We start from the raw sequence: 26,515 nt of genomic DNA, 5'->3' as shown, positions 1-26,515 counted from the left end.
TTCGTCGAACCAGTTGCAAAATGACTTGCAAAATTAAATGTAAATCCGATAAATTAATCCTATTGCTTCCTCAATAAATCGCGTTTTTGACTCCTCACACGGTAAAATGAATTCCTACTTTTTGCGATCGCTCAAAGCAATTCTTTTTCTGTTTTTTAGCTTGAGTTTGTTGGGATTGACCGCCTGCAGCCCTACTCCCACGGATTCCACTCCCATCCCTTCTCAAGGTTCCCCCAATCCTCGGCCAACCAGTACCCCCAAACGAGTACATACCGAGTTCGTCAACGCCCATCTCAATTTTTCTTTGAAGCTCTTTTCTCAAATTTACGAAGGGCAAAAAGAGCGCAATATTTTTATTTCTCCTTCCAGTATTTTTCTCGCCCTTTCGATGACCTACAACGGAGCCAGTGGCGACACCCAAACGGCGATCGCCAATACCCTCGGGTTCGGCGAGATGGATTTAGAAAGAGTTAACCAAGAAAATCTCAATTTTCAGAGTTCTTTAGAAAATGCCGACGATCGCGTCACCCTCAACATCGCTAATTCTCTATGGCTCAATCAGAACTTGCAATTTTTACCCGATTTTGTGCAAAGAGTCGGCGAATCGTACCAAGCCAAAATCGAGCGAGTTAACTTTAGCAATACCGCCGTTACCCGCCAAATTAACAACTGGGTAAAAACGCAAACCAATGGCAAAATTGACAGTATTGTAGGACGTCTCGATCCGGAGACTTTAATTTTACTGGTCAACGCACTTTATTTTAAAGGGGAATGGAGCGAACCTTTTCCGGAAGAAGAGACAACCCAAGCGCCATTTACTTTACTCAATAACGAGAAAAAACAACTTCCTTTAATGGCCCAAAGCGGGGACTATCGCTATTTAGAAACGGAACAGTTTCAAGCAGTGAATCTCCCCTACGGAAAAGGTCGCTTTAGTATGTACGTGTTTCTCCCGAAAAAAGAGGTGAGTTTAACTCAGTTTTACGAAAGTTTGACCGTAGAAGAGTGGAAAGAATGGATCGCCGAACTGCGATCGCGCCCGGGAACTGTCAAATTGCCTCGGTTTAAATTAGAATACGACCTCGCTCTCAACGATATCTTAAAAGCATTGGGGATGGAAATTGCTTTCGATCGCGATCGGGCCGACTTTTCCAACCTCGCCGATCTTGAAAAAGCTTATATCGATCGCGTCCAACATAAAACCTTTGTAGAAGTCAACGAAGAAGGAACCGAAGCCGCCGCCACGACTTCGGTAGGCGTTACTACCGCCAGCGCCCCTATGAATCCGTTTGAAATGACTGTAGACCGCCCCTTCTTTTGTGTCATTCGAGACAATCAAACCGGGATGATTTTGTTTATGGGATCGATTGTCGATCCAAGTTGAGCTTAGAGTTGAGAGGTTAGGATTTTAGATAATTAGAGCGAGAAAGTAAGACGGTGCGATCGGTTAAGGGCGGACAAGATGCCCGCCCTACCGATCGAGGGTCGAATTCTATTTTCTAATCGGCTCCACATATTGGGTATTGGCGCGGACAAAACAATTGGAAGTGCCATTTCCTTCGGAACTTTCTACATAAATCCAGGGTTTACCTTGGGGATCGAAAGTAATCACAAAACCGCCGGGACTGAGTTCGGCTTCAAATTCTTGATTGGTTTGTAAGGTTCCGACCACGGGCCAATTCCCGATATCTATCGGGCCGCCCATCGCACTCCACACTTCATCGATCGAAGCCTCACTCATGCGGCAATTTAAGCCGTTGGGGTCGGGATCGACGACTTTCCAATAAGTATGGTCCGATTTGCTCGCATAGTCTCCCGCTTCGTTGCTGCGGGGGAACACGGAACTGACGCGCCGCCGTTCGTCGGGGGGTGGGGTATAGCGATCGTCGGGGGGTGGGGTGCCTCTCCCTTCTAACGGGGGTGGGGTTCCCGGGGGTTGGGTGGGCGGTGTCACCGGAGTTGCGGGGTTGGCGCGGGTGGGGGGCGTTTCGCGAACTTCCGGGGTGGCGGGGGGTGCGGGACTGTCCGGCGGTGGTGGTGGCGGCGGTGGGGTCTGGGTTTCGCTGGGGGTGGGACTGGCGGCGTTTTCGACATCGGCGGGAGGGGAACCGCAACTGAGACTCGTGGTGGCTAACAGTCCGGTAAGGGCCATCAGGGCGATCGCCCGGGACGAGGGGCGCGAGAGTTTGGTGGAACGAAATAGAGGGTGGAAATTCATCATTGGTCCTCTGACTGCTAACAATATGTTGAAACGTAATGTTGAAATGTAAGGGTTTATCTCGATCGCTCGGTCCCACTCATTCTCTATTGTCGCGATCGATCGCCGAAACGTGGACGAATCCCGGACAGTTTGAGAATCTCCACAGTCTCCACACTCTAAACTCCAAACTTTAAAATCTAAACTCTAAAATCCCAACCTACTCGTTTCCCGAACCAAACCGATAGCCTTTGCCATAAACCGTATGAATTAGGGGTTTGTCCCCAGATGCTTCGATTTTACGGCGTAACAGACGAATTTGAGCGGCGAGGACGTTGCTACTCGGTTGGCGATCGCTCCCCCACAGATGTTGGTAAAGTTGCTCGTGGGATAGGAGTTGACCGGGATAGCGCATGAAATACGCCAGCAGTTGAGTTTCTTTTTCCGATAACTCGATACTGCGTCCGCCGCGATAGGCGAGTTGGTTGTCACAGTCGAGTTCGAGGTCGTCGAAGCGCATTCGCTCATCGTCCGGGGGGGGTTCCCCGGGGCGCGATCGCCGCAACTGGGCTCGAACCCGGGCGAGCAGTTCCCGCAGTTCAAAGGGTTTGACTAAATAATCGTCCGCCCCCGCATCTAAGCCACAAACGCGATCGTCGAGGGTATCTTTCGCCGTGAGAAATAGCACCGGGGTCAAATCCCCTTCTCGGCGCAGTTCCTGGCAGATTTCTACCCCGGACAGTTCCGGAAGCATCCAATCGAGAATCAGCAAGTCGTAGCCCCCCCGAGCGGCTAACTGGCGCCCTTGCGACCCGTCGTAAGCGACATCGACGCGATACCCTTCCCGTTCGAGAACTCGGGAGAGGGGATCGGTCAGTTCGATTTCATCGTCTACTAAGAGGATGTTCACGATCTCAGTTATCCTTGCAAGAGTCGAATCGGTCGGCTATCAGGTACTATTTTCGTGGACGTTCACGCCTTTGACCAAACTTTCTACCCCTCATGATTACCGTCGCCCTTCCTAAAGGTTCTCTGTTACGCGATAGCATCGAATTGCTCAAGTCGATCGGCTTCGATTTTAGTGCGTTTCTCGATTCGTCGAATCGGCAATTGCAAATTCTCGACCCGACGGGAACGGCAAAAGCACTGCTCGTTCGGGCCCAAGATGTCCCGGTTTACGTGCAGTACGGACAGGCTCAGTTGGGAATTGTCGGTTACGACGTCTTGCGCGAGAAACAGCCCCAGGTCTCTCATTTATTGGATTTGGGGTTTGGGGGCTGTCGCTTGTCCGTGGCGGTGAAAGCGTCGAGTCCGTACCGACGATCGCTCGATCTCCCGGCCCACGGTCGCGTCGCCTCGAAATTCGTTCACTGCGCCCGGGATCACTTCCGCCAGTTAGATTTACCTGTGGAAATCGTGCCGCTTTACGGGTCCGTGGAACTCGGCCCGATTACGGGAATGTCCGAGGCGATCGTCGATTTGGTGTCCACCGGGCGCACGTTGAAAGAAAATGGCTTGATCGAAATCGAGATTCTGTTTGAAAGTACGGCGCGCTTGATCGCGCACCCGTTGAGTTACCGCCTCGCCAACGACGGTTTGGATCGGGCGATCGCCCAAATCCGCGAAGCAGTGTTAACCCCCGCTCGATCGTAGGATATAAGTTGCATCGGCGATCGCGAACCGATCGCGGGCGATCGCGTAGCGGACGATCTCGATCTCGCGAGAGACGAGTTGCGGGTCGTAAAACTTTAAATGGCCCTCGTAGCGCATCCCCAATTTTTCCATCACCCGGCGCGAACCGAGATTGTCCGGATAGGCGATCGCCATGACGCGATCGAGCTGTCGCCGCTCAAACCCGTAGCGTAGGGCCGCCCGACCCATCTCCGTCGCCAAACCGCGCCCCCAGTAAGGTTTCGCCAGCATGTAGCCGATTTCGACCTCGGTAGTATCGAGGAAATATTGCAAACCGCAATATCCCATCAACTGGCGATCGCGGCGATCGACTGCCGCCCAAAAGCCGAAATCGTGTTCCCCGTAATGGGCGAGGATCCGACCTAAATTTTCCTCGGTTTGAGCGCGGGTCATCGGCTGGCGATCGCGCATGTAATACATCACCTCTCGGTCGGCCCGAATCGCACGCAGATCGTCGAGATCGGCGGGCGTAAACGGTCTGAGCAACACGCGATCGGTTTCAATTTCGTGCATTTTCGGTCAACTCCCGCCCCTGCGTTACAGTGGAAAAGCTTTACAGCCGATCTACTTTACAGCCGATTTACAGGATAGGCGATCGCCCGTTCCCCGCCGTCGCTCTCCGACAACCGACTCCTCATCCTCCATTTCGCCGTTAAATCATGCCTTCTCCCGCGTCTCCCAACCCCGCCCAGCGATCGCCCCGTCGCGAGAACGACTGGCGATTATTCCTGCGACTGATTCCTTACGCCCGCCGCAGTGGCAAACTGCTGCTGATTTCCCTGATTTTGCTCGTCCCCCTTTCCCTCGCCGGGGCGATCCAACCCATTTTAATCGGTCAAGCCGTTTCCCTGATTCGTTCCGAACCGAATGTTTTCGGCTTTTTGCAACAGTTGAGCCTGTCTCAAGGCTTAAATCTACTCGCTGGCTTACTCTTACTGACGATCGTCTTGCGCTTCGCCCTGCAAGCGATTCAGGGATACTTAGTGCAGGAAGTCGGCCAACGCACCACCGCCGAAATTCGTAACGACCTGTTCGTTCACATCACCTCTCTCGCGGTGAGATTCTTCGATCGCACCCCCGTCGGCAAACTGATCACCCGCCTGACCAGCGACGTCGAAGCCCTCGGCGAAGTCTTCTCCACCGGGGCGATCGGGATCCTCACCGATCTCTTCTCGATCTTCACGATCGCCGTACTCATGTTTTGGCGACAGTGGCAACTTGCCACCCTCCTCGTCTTGATGCTCGTTCCCGTCACCGCCTTAGTCGTTTACTTCCAACAACGCTACCGCACGGAAAACTACCGAGCCCGGGACGAACTCTCCTCCCTCAACGCCATGCTGCAAGAAAATATTAGCGGCATCGGCGTCGTCCAAATCTTTCGGCGAGAACGGTTTAACGCGCAACTGTTTCGCAAAAATAACCACCGCTACATCCGCGCCGTCGATCGCACCATCTTTTACGATGCCTCCGTCTCCGCCACCCTCGAATGGATCGTCCTCGTCGCCGTCGCCGGAGTCCTCTGGTGGGGCGGTCGCCTCGTCCTCCAAAATACCCTCACCGTCGGCGAACTGGCCGAATTTATCCTCTTTTCCCAGCGCCTATTCGACCCCTTACGCCAATTCGCCGATAAATTCACCGCCATTCAAGCCGGGTTTACCGCGATCGAACGGATTACCGACATTCTCAACGAACCCATCGAAATTCGCGACCCCGAATCCAAAATCCTCACCCTGCAAGGCGTCGCCGGGAACGGTCATTCCCCCGACCCCAGCCAAAACACCCATCTAGGCGAAATTCGGTTCGAGCATGTTTGGTTCGCCTACAAACAAGACGATTACGTGCTCAAAGACCTCAACTTCACCATCAAACCCGGGGAAAAAGTCGCCCTCGTCGGCCCCACCGGGGCGGGCAAAAGTTCGATTATCCGCCTGTTATGTCGCCTCTACGACATCAGCAACGGTCGCATCCTCGTCGATGGAATCGACATTCGCGACCTGCGCCAAGCGGAATTACGCCGTCACGTCGGCGTCATCCTCCAAGACGGGTTTATCTTCGCCGGAGATGTCAAAAGTAACATCAGTCTCGGCGAAACCTATCCCCCCGAGATGATTCGCATGGCGGCGGAAAAAACCAACGTCGCCGGGTTTATCGAAGACCTTCCCGACGGTTACGATACCCAACTGCGCGAACGCGGCACTAATTTGTCCGGGGGTCAAAAACAACTGCTCGCCTTTGCACGAGTTGCCATCCGCGACCCGCGCATTTTAGTCCTCGACGAAGCTACCGCCAGCTTGGACGTGGGAACCGAAGCCCTGATTCAAGAAGCCCTCGATCGCCTCTTGGAAAACCGCACCGCCATTATTATCGCCCACCGCCTCTCGACGATTAAAAATGTCGATCGCATTCTCGTTCTCAAACGCGGCGAACTGGTCGAAGCAGGCAATCACGAGGAATTACTCGCCCAAAATGGGCTGTATGCCAGTTTGTACAAGTTGCAAATGTTGGGAACTTAGCTCGTTCTCGGGTCTGATGGCGGCCATCTTCGCCGCCCTTTCCCTCAATTTGGAGGCCGTCGCCGCGCGATCGCATCTCCAGCAGCAACACAATCTTAAAATTGAGCAAAAAAAAGCACGGGTTAACGGTGTTTTCCTTTACACTATGGCACTGATTCTACCTAGTGAATGCGATCGTGCCAGAAAATTTCGTCAATTCAATCGAACTCCTGTTGCTTTTGCTCAATCCGTTTTTGATGAGCATTTATCCGATCGACTTAATCGAACAGTTTAACTTTAAAAAATTTATCCGCGTTTTGGTGCGGGGTGCCAGCATTAGCACCTGTGTCTTTATTGTCTTCGCTTGGTTGGGAGATGCGATTTTCTCCGACCTGCTACACGTTCGTTTTGCCTCTTTTTTAATCTTTGGCGGCGTCATTTTCGGCATTGTCGGCATTCGCTTCGTTTTCTCCGGAACCGCAGCCTTACAATCGTTACGCGGCAATCCGGAACATATTGCCGGATCGATCGCCATGCCGTTTATGATCGGACCGGGAACGGTCAGTGCGAGTGTTTTAGCCGGGACTAAATTAACGCCGATTTGGGCTTCAATTGCGATCGCCACTGCCTTAAGTTTAACCGTGATTTCAGTCGCTTTGCTCAAAAGTCTTCACGATTTTGTCAAAGAACGCAATCAAGCATTAGTAGAACGCTATATCGAAGTGGTCGGGCGAGTGACCGCCTTAATTATCGGAACCTTTGCGGTAGAAATGATTTTGCAAGGCATCGATTTATGGTTGGGGAAAGCCCCGGTTCCGTTTTCTTAATCCTTTTCAAATCCTTGTAAAAAATTGCGACAGGCGGGCAAAATACCCGCCTATTTGAGTTTACCGATAGGCGATTTGCTCGAAGCGATCGACGAATAACTTCAAGGTGACGAGATTGACCGCCAAACCCACCAGCCAATACAGCCAAAATCCCGCCTCTCCTGCGCCGAGAATCCACACCGTTTTTGCGACCCAATAGTGCGGGAAAATTCCCATTCCATATTGCCAAGGTTCGGGAATGAAATAAGCGGCGATCGGAATTAAAAAACCGACGGTTCCGATCGCCTTCAATAAGCCAAATCCCTGCACCTTATTTTCTGCAAAACAGAAGAAGAATAACGCCACAATTGGCGCCGACAATGCCGCTACGAGGGCGATCGCAACGACCGACCAGAAGGGAAAGTCTACCAATCCGGCGATCGGAATATTAATGAGGGTTAAAAGAACGCTCAAAATCGTGGGAATGGCAATGCGATAAAGTAAATAAACAGTTAATGGTAAAGGAGTCACTAAAAGCGCCGTCAGCGTGCGTTCGTCCCGTTCGTCTAATAATAAAAAACCGATCGCCGTCCCCATTAACATCGGCGTAATTACGACAATTACAAAACTGACAATCAGGGGATAGTAAAGGGTCAGATCGAAGAAATTAACAAATGCATCCGCCGCGAGAGGGGTCAGCCAACGTATTAACAATGCATAGACAATCGGTAAAATAATGAGATAGCCTAAAAAGGAATCGCGTTGGATGGTTTTGAGGTCGGTCATCCCCAACCCTTTAATTGCTTTAGAAACAGTCATGTTTCGCTCTCCTTTAACGGCGTTCGCCGTTGACGATGAAATAGTGAAAACAGCGATATCCCCAGGCATAGGTGAGGGCGATCGCCGCCAGCGAATATCCAATGCTGTAGAATATTTGCCAGGTTGCAACGTGTTGAAACCCTGCTTTAATTAACAGTAATGGGGCTTGAGTGGGGATGAGATAGAAAAGCGGACTTTTGACGATCGCGAAATAGTCTAAAAACGGCATTTGCAACAGAGTTAAGTAGACTAAAGACGGTAAGAGAAAGTCAGTTATCGACTGATAGCGAAAGACGACGACAAAGCAAATTAGACTATAAAATAAACCCATGCTAATAATGCCTAATAGTAAAGGAATGGGCTGAAAATCTAAGCCGTAGGTAAAGACGACGATCGCCAAACTTTCGACGGTGGCGAGAACGGTGAGGGTGAAGGTTTTCGAGATTAAATATTCGTTCACTCGCAACGGAGTTAAAATTAAACTCTCTAAGGTTCGTTCGCCTTTTTCAAATAAAATACTCCCTCCGGCAAATAGATAGGTACTTCCGGCGATCGCCACTAAGAATAAGACGGGAAGGACGACCGCGAGAATCTCTTTGGTTAAAAACTGTCTCATGGCGACGATAAAAACGATCGCCACCACCAGACTGACGCTGTAGAAGTTATGGCGAATTTGCAGTTTCAAATCGAGTAGAATTGTAGAAACTAAGCGACTCATACTAAGGTTCTTCCCGTCACTTCGATAAAAATATTGTCGAGAGTTGTTTCTAAGGTATGCAAGGTTTGAACGTCGCGATCGCGCAAAATTTGCAGAAATTCTGAATTATTTCCCAATCCTTCTAAGGGAAAGTCTCGACTGATGAGATGGCTGTTTTCTCCATATTCCACCCGCACTTTTCGTTCGCCATATTGTAGTTTTAAGGCTTTGGGAGAGTCGATCAATTCAATATTTCCATCGACAATAAAGGCGACGCGATCGCAGAGTCGATCGGCGACGGTCATGTTATGAGTGGTCAGAAAAACGGTGGTTCCTTGCGCTTGTTGTTCGCGAATTAGATCTTGAATGATTTTGGCGTTTACCGGGTCTAAACCGGAGGTCGGTTCGTCGAGAAATAACAGCCGAGGTCGGTTTAATAAGGCGCGAATAAAGTTGAGGCGCATTTTCATCCCTTTGGAAAACTGAGAAACCATGACGTCCGCGTCTTTGGCGAGTCCGACTCGTTCTAATAACTGTTGCGGATTTTCGGTTTCGCCGCGATAAAGCGATCGGAAATAGTTTAAGTTTTCGAGGGCGGTTAATTTTAGGTAATGATTGGGTAGTTCAAATCCGACGCCGATGCGTTCGTAATAGTCACTTTTCCAGGTGTCGAGGGATTGATTAAAGACGGAAATGCGACCGCCGTATCCCTTTAAAAGGCGGATGAGAATTTTTTGAGTGGTGCTTTTTCCGGCCCCACTCGGTCCGAGGAAACCGAAAATTTCTCCTTCGGAAATGCTGAAGTTTAAGCCTTTAATGGTCGGTTGAGAACTGCGGGGATAGGTAAAGGTGAGATGTTCGACTTCGATGCAAGAATTCGCCGAGTTTGGGGTCGATTGTTGCGGTGCAACGGTGTTGAGATCTCCGGCGAGATCGGGTTTTACGTTAGTATTCACGATGAATGGAAACCTGAGTGAAAAATGAATAAGAAAAATGAATAAAAAGTGGGTTGACGAGTGGGTTAACGAGTGAGTTAACGGCGATCGCTCCCTATTGTTCGTTCCCCCTCGGGTTACCCGACGATCGCCTCGACTTCAAACGTTCCTACCCTTACAGAAGTCGGACGGGCGATCGCTTTCCAAGCTAGCCCGTGTTTTTGGGCCTGTCAAGTTGTATGGAGATCGCCAATTCAAGGATCGAAAAGGCGAAAAAGTATAAAAAATGGATAAGAAAAAAACAACGAGAGGGGATGGGGTCTCGATGGGTGGGTTCGTATCACTGAAACTAACTCAGGAACTAACCCAGAAATGTCGGTGATTTCTAGGAAAACATCACACTTTTGACTCAAATGGGAAAAAGAGAATCTCGATCGCTTGTAGTGTCTCCGAAGCGGATCGCTTGAGTGAGTCTATCTCATGGCGATCGCCGGATTTATCCTATGTCGAACACAATTCTTAAGCTTACTTAAATAATTGATAAAGTTATGGGAGGGGCTGACGATCGCCCGTCCCCGCTTGGGAAGGTGGGCCGATCTCCGCTCGACTGAAAACTAAAATTGCTTGCTACGAGGGAGTTTCGGCGACTGGCGATCGCGCGCGGGTGCAGTCCGTCCGGCGGGCGATCGCCCTTGGCGGATCGGGGGCGAACGTGCGACTGGAAAAGTCCGGGCTGTGGGTGTTGTTTCCACGGAGGTCGCTGCGATCGCCCCCGATTAAGATTGAGGAGACGAGTATCCCCCTAAATCAAACAACAAATCGACTTCTCGCCAATCTCAACGGGCGATCGACTTCTGGGGTAAGGGCGCCGATCGTGATGAAGTTAACTTATCTTCTCCTTAAGATCGCTATCTTCTCCCCGAAGCGATCGCCCCTACGCGACACTAACAGAAGAAAGACAGATTCGTGAATTCCTCTAGGATCGAGCCGACAGGCGTTTTTGAGGAAGCGCGGGCCATTGCCGAGATTGAGTCGAGAAGCCATGAGTGACAACTTTATTCCGTTAGACGCCAACACCTATCAATCCATGCAACAAGAACTGACCGCCTTGCGTGAAGAAGTCGTTCGCCTGCAACAATCTCAATTAAAAATGCCCTTTCACGCTGCCAGACAGCGAACCTTATTTAACGCGATCGGTACGATTCGCGCTTCCCTGAACTTAGATACGATTTTTGAGAAAACAACCCGAGAAATCCGCCATCTGTTCGAGTGCGATCGCGTCGGCGTGTTTCACTTTGATGCGGCGTCCAACTTTACCGAAGGACAATTTATCGCCGAAAATACCGATTCAAAATACCCCTCGATCCTAGCGACCCAAGTGCGCGATCGCTGTTTCGGCGAAAACTATGCCACGGAATACGCCCGAGGTCAAATCCAGGCGATCGCCGATGTCGAAACTGCCGAGATGAGTGACTGTCACCGGGACATCCTCAGCCGCTTTCAAGTGCGCGCGAACCTCGTGGTTCCCCTCACTTATTGGGGACGCTTGTGGGGATTACTGTGCGTACATCAGTGCGATCGCCCGCGCCAGTGGCAACGTGAAGAAATCGACTTCATCCAACAAATCGCCGCCCATCTCGGGGTTGCCTTGCAACAAGCGGAATTGCTGCGGCGCACCAAACAACAAGCCCGAGAACTGCAACGACTCAACCGCGAACTGGAAAGCGCCGTCCGCGATCGCACGGCGGAACTGATGGCGACCAACCAAGCTTTAGAAGCCCAAACCCGGGAACGGGAAGCGGTCGATCGCGCCTTGAACCTCCAAGAAATTCGCCTCGCCCAAATTGCCCGCCATCTCCCCGGTGCCATTTTCCAATTCACCAGTCGTGACGAGATCTGGCAAATCGAATACATCAGCGAAGGGATCGAAGCCCTCGCCGGAATTAGCCCCGAGGACATGGTCGCCGACTTCAACCGTTTCGTGCAACTCATCCATCCCGACGACCTCGAAAGCTACACTCAATCGGTCTTCAAAGCCGTCGAACGTCAAACCCCCTGGCATTACCAAGGACGTTTGATCCGACCCGACGGCGAGATCCGGTGGTGGCAGGGGGATTCCACCCCCACCCGAGACGAACGGGGAAATATCGTCTTCTGCGGCGTTTTGCTCGATATCAGCGATCGCAAACACGCCGAAACCGCCTTGCGCCAACTCAACGAAGAATTAGAAGCGCGGGTCGAACGGCGCACCGCCGAATTAGCCGACAGCGAACGCAAATTCCGCTTGCTGTTCGAGCAATCTGCCGACGCTATTTTACTGCTCGACGAAACCGCGATCGTCGATTGCAACCAAGCCGCCTTGGACTTACTCGGTTTTAGGAATAAATCCGAAATTGTCGGACTCCCTCCCTGGGAAATTTCGCCGACCAAACAGCGCGACGGCACCCCTTCCCGGGATAAAGCGCGATCGGCGATCGCCAAAGCTCTCAAAAAAAGATCCCACCGTTTCGAGTGGCTGCACTGCCGTACCGACGGCGAAGTTTTCCCCGCCGAGGTCGTGCTGACCGCGATCCCGTTCGGACGGCGTCCGATCTTGCACGCCGTTTTGCGCGATATCAGCGATCGCTACCGCGCCGAAACCGAGCGCGATCGCTTCTTCAACCTCTCCGCCGATTTACTCTGCATTTGGGGCTTTGACGGCGCCTTCAAACGGGTGAATCCCGCTTTCGAGCGCGTTCTCGGCTATTCCCAAGGGGAACTCGAAGGCACGCCCCTGCTCGATTTCGTCCATCCCGACGATCGCCGCGCCACCCTCGACGAGCGCGATCGGGTCGTGACCGGGACCGTCAGCCGCCGTTTTGAAAATCGCTACCGTTGTCGGGACGGTTCCTATCGCTGGTTGGCGTGGACCGCCGTTGCTTTTGCGAAAGACGGTCTGGTCTATTCCGTCGCCCGCGATGTCACCGAACGCAAGCAACTCGAAAAAGAACTCGCCTTGCGCCAAGCCCGACTCGATGCCTTTTTCGACCATGCCCCCGTCGGACTGATTATTTTAGACCCCGAGTTGCGCTGCATTCAAATTAACGAAGCCCTGGCGCGGGCCCACGGCTTACCTCCCCAGGAGCATCTCGGCAAATCGATCGCCGAAATCTGGCCCGGGATGGGGGACCAGGTCGCCCCCGATTTTCGCCAAGTCCTCGCCAGCAATACCCCGATTTTAAATCGCGAAGTCTTTGGCGAACTGTGCGATCGCAATCGTCAATTTTGCCATTGGACGATCTCTTTCTTTCCCTTACCCGGGGAGGGCGATCTCGAAGCGTCTCCCCAGGAGAATCGCCCCAGTGGCGTCTGTGCGGTCTTCGTCGAAATTACGGAACTCAAACGGGCCGAACAAACCCTGCGCGACAGTGAAGGACGGTTTCGCGCGTTGGTCGAAGCGACCTCACAAATCATCTGGACCACCGGATCCGATGGCAAGGTCAACCAACCCCAACCGAGTTGGTGTGCGTTCACCGGGCAGAATTACGAAGACATTCAAGAATGGAAGTGGCTCAGTGCGGTGCATCCGGACGATAGCGCCTTCACCGAACGCGAGTGGGCGAATGCGATCCGTCAAAAAGCACTGTATCAAATCGAACATCGCTTGCGTCGTTTCGACGGCGAATATCGTTATATGAGCGTGCGTGGGGTTCCGGTCCTCAATCACGACGGCAGCATCCGGGAATGGGTGGGAACCCATACGGATATTACCGAACGCAAACAGGCGGAAACGGCGCTGAAGCAAACGACTCAGAAGTTACAAGAAGCCCAGCGTCTGGCCCATATCGGTCATTGGGAATTCAATCTCAAAAGTGGGGAGATCTTTTGGTCGGAGGAAGTTTTCCGGATTTTCGGCATCGACCCCCGCGAGGCTGTGCCGACCTTGGAACAACATATCAAGCAGTACGATCGCGACGATCGCCTCGCGTTTCAACAGACGATCCTCGAAGCCCTCGAACATGGGGAACCCTACGATCGCGAGTTTCGCATCGTCCGTCCGGATGGATCGTTGCGTTATATCAATCAGAAAGGGGCGATCGAGTGCGACGGCGAGGGTCGTTTGGAGCGTCTTTACGGGACGGTTCACGACATCACCGACCGCAAACAAGCGGAATTAGCCCTCACTCAAAAGGCACAGGATTTAAAAAATACCCTCGACCAGTTACGACGGGCGCAAAGCCAATTAGTTCAAAGCGAAAAAATGTCCGGTTTGGGTCAGTTGGTGGCGGGAGTCGCCCACGAAATTAATAATCCGGTGAATTTTATTTACGGGAATTTAACGCATACCCGCGAATATACCGAAGATTTGTTGGAGTTGATCGGACTTTACCAACAGTGTTATCCCGATCCGGTCGAGGAAATTTGCGAGTTAATCGATCGCGTCGATTTGGAGTTTTTAATTGAGGATTTACCCAAGGCGATCGACTCGATGCAAATCGGCGCCCGGCGCATTCGCGAAATTGTCGCCTCTTTACGCAACTTTTCTCGCTTGGATGAAGCGGAAGTTAAGCGGGTAGACCTTCACGGCGGGCTGGAAAGTACGTTGACGATCCTGCACAATCGCCTCAAACCCAAAGGCGATCGTCCGGGAATTGAAGTGATTAAAAATTATGGCGATCTTCCCGAGATCGAGTGCTATTCGGGTCAACTCAATCAGGTGTTTATGAATATTATCGCTAACGCGATCGATGCCCTCGAAGAGCGCGATCGCTACCGCAACCCTGAACAGCTCAAAACTTATCCCAGTCAAATTACCATTTCTACGAAATATCTCCCGTCGGAGCAATCCGTAAAAATCGCGATCGCCGATAACGGCCCGGGGATTCCCGAAGCGGTTCAATCCCGCATTTTCGATCCCTTTTTTACCACAAAATCTATCGGTAAAGGAACCGGGTTGGGGATGTCGATTAGTTATCAAATCGTGACAGAAAGACATGGCGGAACGTTACAATTTATGTCAGAAATTGAAAAAGGGACGACGTTTGTGATGATTATTCCGATCTCTCAAGGAACGACTTGAACTCTAAAGCTGCTATGCTCCGACTCGAAGCCTTTGATTTGCGATCGCCCACTCAATATCTTTCGGATGGCGATCGCGATCGATTCCTGACCTCCGTAAATCTGAACTCATAAAAATGCTAAGACAATTAATTTTATCCCACCCAATTATGAAAGAAGCTAATTTTCCTTTTCAACTCAATTCCCCCCGCATGAATTCGGGAGAAACTCACTCTAGAATTCAACGGCGCGATCGCCAAGGGTACCCTCACGGTCGCATTGAAATTTTATCGGTCGAAGCCGCTAAAAATCGCTCGCCCTCGCTCCATCACATTCTCGAAGCTCGGGGCTATCGCGTCACGGCGACAACTGGAGGCGAACTCGCCGTTTCTCTCGCTCAAGAATTGGTTCCCGATTTAATTTTACTCGCCGTAGATTTACCCGACTCGAAAAGTTATGAAATTTGCCGTCAGTTCAAAGAAGATATCACCCTTAAAGATATTCCCGTTTTCTTTGTGATTCCTGGTTCGGAACCTCCTTGCAAAAGCGATATTTTTCAAGTCGGCGCTGCCGATTATCTGCTCGAACCTTTCGAGGAACGAGAAGTCTTGAGTCGGGTGGATCGTCAGTTAGAGTTAATTGCAGCTAAACGAGAAATTATGCAACTCAATATTCGACTGTACGAACAAGTCGATCGCCGCGCACAACGGTTACCTTGGGGTCGCGATCGCCGTTTGAATCCCTCAATTTTTGACCCCCTCACTCAATTGCCGATGCGATTGATGTTTTTAGAGTATCTCGAAGCCGCTTTGGGGCGCAAACGAATCGATCCGGCTTATTCTCCGGCGGTGTTATTTTTGGAGTGCGATCGCTTCAAAGTCCTCAATAATTCTTTCGGTCACGATGTCGGCGATCGCTTACTCGTCGAAATCGCCCGTCGCATCCAACCTTTATTAACCCAAAATGACATAATGGCCCGTCTGGGAGGGGACGAGTTCGCGCTGTTTCTCGACGACCTGCACGAGGGCGATCGGTTTAGAGCGATCGCCGATCGCATTTTGGAAGTGCTAGCACAACCGTTTTTGATTCAAGACTACGAAATTTTTATCCATACCAGTATCGGGATCGCGATCGGCGATCGCGATTACCAGCGTGCCGAACATTGGCTCAGAGATGCCGATACCGCCATGTTCCGCGCCAAAAGCCTCGGTAAAGGACGCTACCAACTCTTCGACCCGTCGATGTACGCCAGCGCCTTGCAATTCCTCCAACTCGAAGCCGACTTGCGACACGCGATCGAACGGAACGAGTTTCAACTCTACTACCAGCCGATCGTCTCTCTCACAACAGGTAAAATCGTCGGCTTTGAAGCCCTCTTGCGCTGGCCCCATCCCACGCGCGGCTTGGTGTCCCCCGTCGAATTTATTCCGATCGCCGAAGAAACCGGATCGATTGTCGCCTTAGACCGTTGGGTCTTGCGCGAAGCTTGCCAACAATTATCTCAATGGCAAACTGAAGGATTAATCGACGAGAAAATTGCGGTCAGCGTCAATTTTTCCGCCCGCCAATTTTCCCAACCGGATTTAATCGAATATATCGATCGCATTTTAACGGAAACTCAGCTCAACCCGCGCTGTTTGAAACTCGAAATTACCGAAAGCGCCATTATGGAAAATACGGAATCGGCAGCCGCGATTTTACGGCAGTTGCGCGATCGTCACATTCACCTGAGCATCGACGATTTTGGGACGGGATATTCCTCGTTGAGTTACTTGCATCATTTCCCCGTCGATACGATTAAAGTCGATAAATCTTTCGTCCAACGTCTCGATGGCAGTACCCATAATTTAGGGCTGATTCCGGCGATTATCAGCATCGCTCAAACCATGGGAATGAGCGTCATTGCCGAAGGGATCGAAACGGTGGAACAATTGACCCAATTGCGAGCGCTCAAATGCAATTATTCTCAAGGATTTCTGTTCTCCCAACCCTTGAAAGCCCAAGAGGCGATCGCCCTCTTAACCACGGCCCCGCAATGGTAGTTTTTCTCCAAAGATCGCCCTTAACTTCTCGACCCTATTCGTAAATACAGCACTGAAGTTAAAATCAAATCGCGAGTCAATTCGTACTGGCGATCGCCCCGAAAGATCGACCATGCTATCTCGTTATTCGAGTAAATTTCCTCACTCTTCTTTCTAGTCTCGGGTCTAGCAAACTTCCCTAAATCAACTGCGTCAGTGCCAAGAGTTTAAAACAAGCTTGACGAGTTATAATCCAATACTTTGCTCCTCAAGTAAAGCAGGGAAGAGATTATTTTTTTGATTTTATTGTCGATTAATTCGATCTGATTTGATAGAATTTATCATGTGGGGAAACGGATGAAAAATTCATCACGAATATAGCCGTCTTCAATCCGTTGAATCTCAGATTGAAACCGGGAAAGTTACCCGAATTCCCGTAGGGACACGGCATGGCCGTATCCCGGGAACCGATGAATTTTACACCAAAATCGAGGATGGCTATAGAGCCTTTGAGTTGGGCTTGGCGCACTCCCCAGGAAGGTTTTTTTAGATCCTAGATTTGGCATCCAATTTATGCTGAAATTTCCCCGAAAATTGAGGTTAAGGGATTTCACTTTCAGGCCATTGATAGTAGTGTTGCAGACAGTGTCGGATAATATTTTGGTGGCCGAAGGCGAGGTCTTGAGCTACAGTGGGGGCTAACTCCAACCATTGTGTTTCGGCCACTTCATCGAGAGGAACTTGAGGAGCGAGTGGCGGTAATTGTTCGACCCAAAACATCAAGGGAAACCATAAGGTTACATTTTGAAGGCGTTGGGGAACGCTGTAGACGAAATAGGGTTGTTCGAGATTGCCTTTAAATTGTCGGCTGTTGGCTTGAAGGTCTAATAAATTTAAGCCCAATTCTTCATAAACTTCTCGTAAAAGGGCTTCGCCGACGGTTTCATCCCAATCGAGATAGCCGCCGGGGAGCGCCCATTTCCCCCGTTCGTCGGGGAGACCGTCACCGCGTTTTCCTAACGGGACGAAATAGCGATCGCCCCGTTCGTCGGTTACAACAAATAATAAAATTGCTAAAACGGTAACGCTGCGGCTGATCCATTCAATATTACCGTCGCGTTCGATATACCAGTTCACTCGATTGTTAAATTTCATGGGGGTTCTAAAGTTGAATTGAGTTCAGTTGAAATCGAAGGGTTTTGTTGATGTGGGACTGGACTGGACGATCGCTGGGTTCTAGTTTGACTTTACTCGATCGGCTCGACGGATCGATCGCGGGCTGCTGGCGGTTTTCGATGGGTTCGTGGCACACTTTGGAGAGGCTCTCGCTGGCGTTGGCGAGCGCCCTACAGCCCCCCATTTCTGATTTTCGATCCCTATGACTTTTCTGCACCCCTTGAGAGTTTGGCGCCAACTCGGGCGTAACCCGATTCCGCTCAGTCTGACCTTAGTCATCCCCTTCGTACTCGAAATTATCGTCGTGGTCGGTTTGGTCGGATACGTCTCTTACAAGCAAGGCGAGGGCAATGTAGACGAACTGGCCCAACGACTGATGCGAGAAGTGGGCGATCGCATCGAACACGATCTCGAAACCTATCTTGCCATTCCCCATCGCATTAACGCCACCAATGCGGCAGCCTTGCGCTTGGGACAGTTAAGTGCGGAAGACGTGAGTGCGTGGGTGCCGCATTTAAGCGAACAGCTCGATATTTTTACCCAAGTCCACAGTATCGTGTTCGGGAATGCCCGGGGGGCGTTCGTGGGGATCGAACGGCGATCGCAACCGGAACGGGTTTTGATGCTGTCCGATGGGTCTACGAATTATACGTTAAATACATACACCTTAAGCGATCGGAACGATCGCGGCGAACTAATTTCCGCCACGCCGAACTACAACCCGCAAGAACGGCCTTGGTACGAGGCGGCGATCGCCGCCGGGGAGAGCACGTGGAGCGAAATTTTCACCCAACTGGACACCAAAGATCTCACTTTAGCGGCGGTGCGCCCGGTCTACGATCGCGATCGCCAAGCGATCGGCGTCGTCAATAGTAGCTTGCACTTGGCGCGGATCGGGGAATTCCTCGCCCAACTCGATATCGGCGAAAACGGACAAGGAGCGATCCTCGATCGTCAGGGCCGACTGGTCGCCACCTCCACCGGAGAACCCCTGGCCCAACTCGCGGACGGACGGGTGCGACGAGTCCACGCCCGGGAGAGCCGCGATCGCCTCACCCGCGAAATCGCCCGCCACCTGGCACAAAATAGCACCCGAGGGGTCGCAGACCGCCCGTGGCACTTTCAGCTCGACGGCGATCGCTACTTCCTGCGCACCTTTCCCTACCGAGATCGCTGGGGATTGGACTGGCAGATCGCGATCGTCGTACCCCGGGCCGAATTTACGAGCCAGATCGCTCAAAATTGGCGCACCACCGTGGGATTGTGCCTGGGGGCCCTCGTCGTCGCCAGTGGGGTCGGCATCGTCACGGCCCGTTGGATTGGGGCGCCGATGCGCCGTCTGAGTGCGGCCAGCCGTCGCATGGCCCGGGGAGAGTTCCCCGAACGGGTGCGCGGGTCGCGCATTGCCGAAGTGCAAGACCTGGCGATCGCCTTCAACGCCATGAAAGACCAACTGCAAAGTCACGCGCGATCGCTCGAAGCCAGGGTACAACAGCGCACGGAAGCCTTAGAACGGGAAATCAACGAACGCCAATTACTCGAAGACAAGCTGCGATCGTCGGAAACCGAGATTCGCGAATTTTTCGAGGCGATGACCGAAATCGTCTTGCTAGTAGACGCCGACGGAACCGATATCAAAGTCGCGCCGACCCATCCCGATCGCCTCTACCCGCCGGGAACCGACATTCTCTCCGAAACCGTGCAACTATTTTTCGGCGATCGCGGCGAGATCGTTTACGATCGCGTCCGCGAAGCCCTCGACACCGGACAAATCGTTAACTTCGAGTATCAACTCCCCGTCGGCGATCGCCCGGTGTGGTTTTCCGCCAGTCTGTCCCCGACCGGAGAAAACACCGTCGCTTGGGTCGCCCGCGACTTAAGCGCCCTCAAACAAGCCGAAGCCGCCTTGCGCGAGAGCGAGGAGCGCTTTCGCACCCTAGTCGCCAACATTCCCGGGGTCGTGTACCGCCGGGGGGTCGGCGAGTCCGGATCGGTGGAATTTATCAGCGATGCGGTCGAAAAACTGACCGGATACCCGGCGGCGGAGTTTCGAGGCGATCGCCCCCGTCGCTGGCTCGATCTGATTCACCCCCAAGATCGGCCCGGAGTCGTGGAACGGGTCGCCGAGGCGATCTCCAAGCAAGAACCGTATCTCGTCGAATATCGGATCCGCCACGCCCTCGGCGAGTGGCGCTGGTGTTACGATCGCGGTCGCCCCCGAAGCGATCGCGACGCTACCCCCACCTATCTCGACGGCGCCATTTTCGACATTACCGAGCAAAAACAACAAGAACAATCCCTGCGGGCGATCGTCGAAGGGACCGCCGCCACCACCGGACGGGAATTTTTCCGCTCGTGTACCCGCTACCTCGCCGAAGTGCTGCGCGTCCGCTACGCCGTCGTTACCGAAGTCGTAGACGAACGACGCACAAAAGTTCGCACCTTAGCCTTTTGGCTCGGGGACGATTGGAGCGACGATCTCGAATATTCCCTCAAAGGGACCCCCTGCGAGCAAGTCATCCGCCAAGGCACGATTTATTACGAATCGCGCAACGTGCGCGACTGCTTCCCGGGCGATCGCGACCTCATCGATCTCGGCGTCGTCAGCTACTTAGGCATTCCCTTAGTCGATCTGCGGGGCAATATTCTCGGCCATTTAGCCGTCCTCGACGTGCAACCGATGGAGCGATCGCCCCAACAAGAACTCATTTTGCGGATCTTCGCCGCCCGCGCCGGAGCCGAATTGGAACGGCAGCAAGCCGAACAAGCCCTCCAACGACGGGCGATGACCGACAGCTTACTCAGTAGCATTTCATGTGCCTTTCTCGACCGCGACGCCGACAGCGCGATCGCCCTGACCTTGCAAGTCCTCGGCGAATTCAGCGAAAGCGATCGCTGCGCCCTCATGCGCTACAGCAGCGATCGCCAACGGCTGAGCGTCACCCACGAATGGTGTCGTCCGGGGGTCGCGCCGACCGCCGCCGACTGGCAACAGCGATCGGTCGGCGAGCTTCCCTGGTTGCACGAACGACTGCTGCGCGGCGAGATCGTCCACCAGAGCGATCGCGACCGCTTACCCCCGGAAGCCGACCGCGAACGGGCCGAATTCGAGCGGGCGGCGATCGTCTCGACCCTGCGAATTCCCACGATTCACGCCGGAGAAACCTGGGGCTGTCTCGCCCTCGACGCGGTCGATACGGCCAAAGAATGGACCCCCGAACAGCTCTCGGTGCTCAAACTCGTCAGCGAGATCGTGGCGATCGGTCGGGCCCGACACGAAGCCGAACTCGCCCAACAGCAAGCCGCCCAAGCCGCCCAAGCCGCCAACCGCGCCAAGAGCGAATTTCTCGCCAACATGAGCCACGAGTTGCGAACCCCCCTGACCGCGATTCTCGGACTCTCGGAAGTGCTGCGCGACGAAGTCTTCGGACCGCTCACCGCCAAACAACACCAGAAACTCGCCACCATCGAACAAAGTGGCGAACATCTGCTCGAACTGATCAACGACGTGCTCGACTTGGCCAAAATCGAATCGGGCAAAATGGAGCTGCTATTTGCGCCTACGGACATCCAAGGGCTGTGCGATAGCAGTCTCGCCTTTATCCGCCAGCAGGCCCACCAGAAACAAGTGAAACTCTCGTGCGACATTCCCCCGCGCTTGGGGAAAGTGACCGTAGACGAACGGCGAATGCGCCAAGTGCTGATTAATTTGCTCAGTAACGCGGTCAAATTCACCCCGGAAGAGGGACAGGTCTGGATCGAAGTGCGCGGCGATCGCGAGGCGGAAGTGCTGCATCTGAGCGTCGTGGATACGGGAATCGGCATCGCCCCGGAAAATATCGACAAACTGTTCGAGCCTTTCGTACAGTTAGAAAGCTCCCTGGCGCGCCGCTATGCGGGAACGGGTCTGGGGTTGGCCCTGGTGCGCCAGGTGGTCGAACTCCACGGGGGCAGCGTCTCCCTCGCCAGTACCGTCGGCGAAGGCAGTCGGTTTACCGTGTCGGTTCCCTGGTCGTCGGCGACGTCCGAGGAGGGGGCCGAAACGGCCCTGTCGGCAGCTCTGACTGGGGAAAACAGGCGATCGGCGCGCAATCCCTCGGCCCAGTGGTCGCGGGTGTCGATTGTCGAAGATTCCTCCCCGGTGGCGGAACAAGTCGCCCGCTACTTGTCGGAATTGGGGGTCGGCGAATGCGAAATTCACGCCCTGGGAACGGGAACGGTGGAAAAAGCCCTCGAATTTAAGCCCGAGGCGATTATTTTAGACTTGCAATTACCCGATCGCTCCGGTTGGGACGTATTGAGCCAACTCAAGGCCCATCCCGAAACCTGCCAGATTCCGGTGTTTATTATTTCCGTGGTAGACGAACCTGTAGGACTCGACGAACTGGGGGTGAGTGCGTATTTAGTCAAACCGTTCTCCCGCCAGCAGTTTCAACTGGCGTGGCGCAAGTTCAGCTTCATGCAGCAGCGCCACGAGTCGATCGCCCCCGGGGAAGAGGACTCGCCGTTACTGTTGTTGGCGGAAGATAATGAAGCTAATCTCTCTACCATTGTCGAATATTTGGAAATCAAGGGCTATCGGGTGGCGATCGCCCTCAACGGACGCGAGGCGATCGACCTGAGTGAGGAACTCGGCCCGGACTTGATTATCATGGATATTCAGATGCCGGAAATGGACGGTCTCGAAGCGACCCGAGAATTGCGATCGCGCCCCCGTTTTGCCCGGGTGCCGATCGTCGCTCTCACCTCTCTGGCGATGCCCGGCGATCGGGAAAAATGCCTCGCTGCAGGCGTCGATCGCTATCTCGCCAAACCTGTTAGTTTGAAAAAGCTCGTCGCCGCGATCGAAGAACATCTGGCGATCGAGCGCACCTGACCCTTTCGGCCCGAGCGATTCTCCCTCTTACCTACTATGACAGACACAGACGCCAAACAACACTCGATTTTACTCGTTGACGACGAAGCCAGTATCTTTGAAGTCATCGAAGGCTTATTGTATCGAGAAGGTTACCAATTAAGTTACCTGTCGAGCGGTCGCGAAGCCTTAGATCGCATCGACGAGATCGAACCGGACGTGATCCTGCTCGATTTGATGATGCCGGAAATGGACGGGATCGAAACCTGCCAGCAGATTAAAGCCAATCAACGCTGGTGTCACATTCCGATTATCATGGTCACCGCTTTGAGTTCTAAAGAAGATTTAGCGCGCTGTTTGGAAGCCGGGGCCGACGACTTTTTAGCCAAACCCGTCAACAGTTTGGAATTGCGCGCCCGGGTGCGATCGATGTTACGCATCAAGCTGCAATACGACGCCCTCGCCGCCACCCAGCGCTTGAGAACTCTCAATTTATTTAATGCTTTTGCCACCTGAAGCGGGGGCGATCTCCGACCGACGCGGTAAGGCGATCGTCAGGGTCGTCCCTCGGTCGAGTGTGGAGGTACAGGATAACTGACCGCCGTGTTTTTTAATAATTTGATGGGCAATCGACAGGCCCAACCCCGTTCCCGACCCGACGGGTTTGCTGGTATAAAACGGGTCGAAAATCCGCGATTGGAACGCTTCGGCAATTCCCAAACCGTTGTCGCCGATCTTGATATAAATCCCCGCATCGCCCTCGCTGGCTCCGGTGGTTCCGGTTTCGACAGTAATTTTGGGGGTAAAATTGGCGTCGGTTTTCGCTTTTTCGGTCAAGGTATCGATCGCATTGTCCAGCAACCCGATAAACACCTGATTGAGTTCGCTGGGATAGCATTCAAATTTGGGTAAGTCCCCGTAAACCGTAGCGATGGCGATCTCCCGTCGTCCGTCGTTGAGTTGCAGGCGATGTTCGATCAGTTTGAGGGTATGGTCTAATTCGCGGTTGAGATCCACACTTTTAACCTGGGCTTCATCTAAATGCGAGAAATGGCGCAAGGCGGAAACGATCGTTTGAATGCGATCGGCGCCATTTCTAATCGAACCGAGCAAGCTTTCAAAGTCTTCCCGAATAAACTCTAACTCGATCGCTTCGATGGTTTCGATGACGTCTGAGGGCGGATCGGGATAGTGTTGTCGATAGCAGTCGATCAGCTCGAATAAACCATCGAGATAATTGAGCGCCGGGGAAACGTTGGAGGCGATAAAGGTCACCGGATTGTTAATTTCGTGGGCGACGCCGCCGACCATTTTACCCAACGAGGCCATTTTTTCGCTGTGGATGATTTGCGCTTGGGTGCTTTGCAGTTGGCTGACCAGGGCTTCGAGTTGTTCCGCTTTCTCCCGTTCGCGGCTTTCGGAGTCGCGCAAAGCCTGTTCGGCGCGTTGGCGTTCGGCGATTTCGGTTTGCATCTGCTCGAACAGAGAACATTGTTTGAGGGCGATCGCCAGGTGAACGCTCAACTGACGCAAACAGTCGATCTCGAAGCTTTCCCAATGGCGCGGTTGGCGCTGGTGGGCGATTAACAAGCCCCACAAGTAGGGATCGGCGTCCTCGTCTGGCTTAAAACTGCGCTGTTCGACGATCGGAACGACTAAATTCGCCCGAACCTCCAAACGGGCCAGCAGTTCGACGTGACAGGGGGTTAAATCGCTTTCGTCGATATCGGCGATCGCCCGAATGCGGCCCTCGCGATAGAGGTCTACGTAAGTGCCTTGAAAGCACGGATCGGCGATCGCGCGTCCCAACAAGGAAGGACAGTCCGAGGTGAGGGCTTCGGTGCTGATAAAGCCGTCCCAATCGGGTTTGAAGCGGTAGACCACCACGCGATCGACGTTTAAATACTGCCGGACTTTCTCGACGACGGTTTCCAAGACGCGATCGACCGACAGGGACGATCGAATGAGATCGAGGATGCACGAGATCGTTCGTTCTCGCTGTAAGCGTTGCTGTAGGGCGAGTTGCGCCGCAATGCGATCGCGCGATTCTAAGGTCAGGGCGCTCATGTAGGCCAAATAACTGACAAAATTCTGTTCTTCGATCGTCCAGTGGCGCTGATTGCCGACGGTTTCCAAGCAGATGACGCCGACGATCGCCCCATTATGATAAATCGCCACGTCGAGCATCGAACCAATGCAGAGGGGAATTAAATAAGATTCGGCAAAATCGCGGGTGCGCGGGTCGTTGAGGGCGTCATCGACTGGCACCGCTTCCCCGGAGGCGATCGCCTCGAAATATGCCGGATAATCGGCGACGGCTAGTTTGAGACCCCGGCTAAAGCGATCGCGTTCCCGTTCGTAGAGGTGGATGCATTCGATCTGCGATCGCTCTTCGTCGTAAAGCCAAATACTGCCCCGTTCCAGTTCTAAGGTCCGCGTCGCCAACTTGAGGATGTCTTGAAAAGCCCGATCGCGATCGCCTCGGTAAATACTCGGTAATTTCGCCAAATCCACCAACCCCTTTTGTTGGGCCCGCACTTGAGCCTCGTTTTTTTGCAGGGTGAGATTGAGCTGTTCGAGTTCCGAAGTCCGATGGCGGACGCGCTCTTCCATTTCGTCGTAAGCTCGGCGCAGCAAGTATTCTGACTCCTGACGTTGCAGTTCTGCCGCCGCCCGAAAGGCGAACACCCGCACGATATTTTCGCTGTCCCCGTCATTTTGCCACGGGCGATCGGAACACAAGCCCAAAATCCCGATCGCCTCTCGATCGTTGTCGAGTAAGGGAATACTTACACAGTAGGAATTCTCCCGATCGGGTCGTTCAAACGGTAGGGAGAAAAAACCATCGGCGCGATCGGCAGTTTCTAAGTTAACTGGATTGAGGCAATAGTTCTCGGCGACGCGATTTCGCGCTTCCCGGGGCCACACCGCGATCGGAATCGGCACGATCGGTTCGCTGCTACTCAGGCGGGCGACGAACACTTCACTCACATTCAGAACTTTAGCGAGATTTTCGACGAACACCGGAAAAAATGCCTCTCCCGTCACCGATGCCGTTCCCGCCACAATCCGATTTAAGGCCGCTTCCGCTTGTTGCCGTTCTCGAATTTCTGCTTGCAGTTTTTGGTTGATGAATTCTAATTCTTGGGGGGTTTTTAAAGATAAAAATTGCGGGATTAAGGTGACCATCGTCCCGGCGGTGTAACAGGAAATTAGGGCGGTGATGCCCTGTTCCACTCCCGAGAGCCAGTACGCCGGATACCACAACGTCCAAACATCTAATAAATGCCCTAATCCACACAGGATAATAAAGGCGCCGAATAATTTAAAAATGCCTAAAAAAGGAACATCTCGACGTTTGTAGATAAAATAAATTAGCATCGACGGAATCGAGAAATAGGCGATCGCGATCGCCGTGTCGCTGACCACGTGCAGGCCGACTAAAGGGGTTTGCCACAAATAACAGTGGCCGTGGGGCATATAAATATCTGGAGAAATGATTTTTTTGAGCAGTTCAAACAACATGAGTTTTAAGGGTACGATTCACTAAAATAAATGGGTTGCCCTGATGCGCTAATTTGCCGCAGAGATTTTAGCGGACAAATAAGACTATCCGCCATGGTTCGAGCTGGCTCGACCGCGATCGCCGCGTTCTGAAGTATGTTTGAGGTAGATCGTTTAGAAAGACGTTAAAAACGCTGGTTCTTTAAAGGGCGTTCGCCACAGTCGAGGCGATCGTTTCAGAAAAGAAAAACAGGCAACAGCCAATAGCAACAAGCAATTATTTT

Annotated in this window: 18 protein-coding genes; 10 read left to right on the top strand and 8 right to left on the bottom strand. The window is 52.8% G+C overall.

What is annotated here, in order from left to right:
* Positions 1-106: 106 nt before the first annotated feature.
* Positions 107-1,384: a serpin family protein gene (locus JJD41_RS22460; protein ID WP_200669750.1), complete on the top strand. Its 1,278-nt coding sequence runs from the start codon at positions 107-109 to the stop codon at positions 1,382-1,384.
* Between the two features lie 108 nt (positions 1,385-1,492).
* On the opposite strand, the gene JJD41_RS22455 is transcribed toward JJD41_RS22460, so the two are convergent.
* On the bottom strand, positions 1,493-2,221 hold the full coding sequence (locus JJD41_RS22455; RefSeq protein WP_234489064.1) for a hypothetical protein: 729 nt from the start codon (positions 2,219-2,221) through the stop codon (positions 1,493-1,495).
* Positions 2,222-2,417: 196 nt separating this feature from the next.
* Entirely contained in the window at positions 2,418-3,107 is a 690-nt protein-coding gene (gene rppA / locus JJD41_RS22450) for a two-component system response regulator RppA (protein ID WP_200669748.1), read from the bottom strand.
* Positions 3,108-3,199: 92 nt separating this feature from the next.
* On the opposite strand from rppA, the gene hisG reads away from it, so the two are divergent.
* Positions 3,200-3,850 carry an ATP phosphoribosyltransferase gene (hisG, locus tag JJD41_RS22445; RefSeq protein WP_200669747.1) on the top strand — a complete coding sequence of 217 codons (651 nt, stop codon included), beginning with the start codon at positions 3,200-3,202 and terminating at the stop codon, positions 3,848-3,850.
* Here hisG and JJD41_RS22440 read toward each other — a convergent pair.
* A complete protein-coding gene (locus JJD41_RS22440) occupies positions 3,830-4,402 on the bottom strand; it encodes a GNAT family N-acetyltransferase (RefSeq protein WP_200669745.1) in 573 nt (190 codons plus the stop codon). The genes hisG and JJD41_RS22440 overlap by 21 nt on opposite strands.
* A 146-nt stretch (positions 4,403-4,548) precedes the next feature.
* On the opposite strand from JJD41_RS22440, the gene JJD41_RS22435 reads away from it, so the two are divergent.
* A complete protein-coding gene (locus JJD41_RS22435) occupies positions 4,549-6,402 on the top strand; it encodes an ABC transporter ATP-binding protein (protein WP_200669744.1) in 1,854 nt (617 codons plus the stop codon).
* A gap of 176 nt (positions 6,403-6,578) precedes the next feature.
* Complete coding sequence (locus JJD41_RS22430; protein WP_200669742.1) at positions 6,579-7,208, top strand: MarC family protein; 630 nt, start codon at positions 6,579-6,581, stop codon at positions 7,206-7,208.
* 60 nt (positions 7,209-7,268) lie between these two features.
* Here the strand turns inward: JJD41_RS22430 and JJD41_RS22425 are convergent, their stop codons facing one another.
* The 3 genes from JJD41_RS22425 to JJD41_RS25500 are packed head-to-tail and all read right to left on the bottom strand — an operon-like array spanning position 7,269 to position 9,659.
* Positions 7,269-8,006: a hypothetical protein gene (locus JJD41_RS22425; protein WP_200669740.1), complete on the bottom strand. Its 738-nt coding sequence runs from the start codon at positions 8,004-8,006 to the stop codon at positions 7,269-7,271.
* A 13-nt stretch (positions 8,007-8,019) separates the two neighbouring features.
* Complete coding sequence (locus JJD41_RS22420) at positions 8,020-8,724, bottom strand: fluoroquinolone export ABC transporter permease subunit (protein ID WP_200670264.1); 705 nt, start codon at positions 8,722-8,724, stop codon at positions 8,020-8,022.
* Positions 8,721-9,659: an ABC transporter ATP-binding protein gene (locus JJD41_RS25500; RefSeq protein ID WP_200669738.1), complete on the bottom strand. Its 939-nt coding sequence runs from the start codon at positions 9,657-9,659 to the stop codon at positions 8,721-8,723. The genes JJD41_RS22420 and JJD41_RS25500 overlap by 4 nt, the downstream gene beginning before the upstream one ends.
* A gap of 53 nt (positions 9,660-9,712) precedes the next feature.
* Between JJD41_RS25500 and JJD41_RS22410 the strand changes: the two genes are divergently transcribed.
* The 4 genes from JJD41_RS22410 (at position 9,713) to JJD41_RS22395 (ending at position 16,717) form a co-directional block, all read left to right on the top strand.
* Positions 9,713-9,850, top strand: a complete 138-nt coding sequence (locus JJD41_RS22410; protein WP_200669736.1) for a hypothetical protein — start codon at positions 9,713-9,715, stop codon at positions 9,848-9,850.
* A 412-nt stretch (positions 9,851-10,262) separates the two neighbouring features.
* Positions 10,263-10,418 (top strand): hypothetical protein, encoded by a 156-nt coding sequence (locus tag JJD41_RS22405; protein WP_200669734.1) that lies wholly within the window; start codon positions 10,263-10,265, stop codon positions 10,416-10,418.
* A gap of 262 nt (positions 10,419-10,680) precedes the next feature.
* The gene (locus JJD41_RS22400) at positions 10,681-14,697 is read left to right on the top strand and encodes a PAS domain S-box protein (protein ID WP_200669732.1); all 4,017 of its coding nucleotides are present in this window, start codon (positions 10,681-10,683) and stop codon (positions 14,695-14,697) included.
* Positions 14,698-14,845: 148 nt separating this feature from the next.
* Positions 14,846-16,717 carry a two-component system response regulator gene (locus JJD41_RS22395; protein ID WP_200669730.1) on the top strand — a complete coding sequence of 624 codons (1,872 nt, stop codon included), beginning with the start codon at positions 14,846-14,848 and terminating at the stop codon, positions 16,715-16,717.
* Positions 16,718-17,296: 579 nt separating this feature from the next.
* On the opposite strand, the gene JJD41_RS22390 is transcribed toward JJD41_RS22395, so the two are convergent.
* A complete protein-coding gene (locus tag JJD41_RS22390; protein WP_200669728.1) occupies positions 17,297-17,851 on the bottom strand; it encodes an NUDIX hydrolase in 555 nt (184 codons plus the stop codon).
* A 223-nt stretch (positions 17,852-18,074) separates the two neighbouring features.
* On the opposite strand from JJD41_RS22390, the gene JJD41_RS22385 reads away from it, so the two are divergent.
* Complete coding sequence (locus JJD41_RS22385; RefSeq protein ID WP_200669726.1) at positions 18,075-22,748, top strand: response regulator; 4,674 nt, start codon at positions 18,075-18,077, stop codon at positions 22,746-22,748.
* 36 nt (positions 22,749-22,784) lie between these two features.
* On the top strand, positions 22,785-23,243 hold the full coding sequence (locus tag JJD41_RS22380; RefSeq protein WP_200669724.1) for a response regulator: 459 nt from the start codon (positions 22,785-22,787) through the stop codon (positions 23,241-23,243).
* Here the strand turns inward: JJD41_RS22380 and JJD41_RS22375 are convergent.
* Positions 23,220-26,252, bottom strand: a complete 3,033-nt coding sequence (locus JJD41_RS22375; RefSeq protein ID WP_200669718.1) for a GAF domain-containing sensor histidine kinase — start codon at positions 26,250-26,252, stop codon at positions 23,220-23,222. The genes JJD41_RS22380 and JJD41_RS22375 overlap by 24 nt on opposite strands.
* Positions 26,253-26,515 lie beyond the last annotated feature (263 nt).

The sequence above is a fragment of the Oxynema mangrovii CENA135 genome, assembly GCF_016632315.1.
Lineage (GTDB): Bacteria > Cyanobacteriota > Cyanobacteriia > Cyanobacteriales > Laspinemataceae > Oxynema > Oxynema aestuarii.
This window is presented reverse-complemented; position numbering and strand designations above follow the sequence as displayed.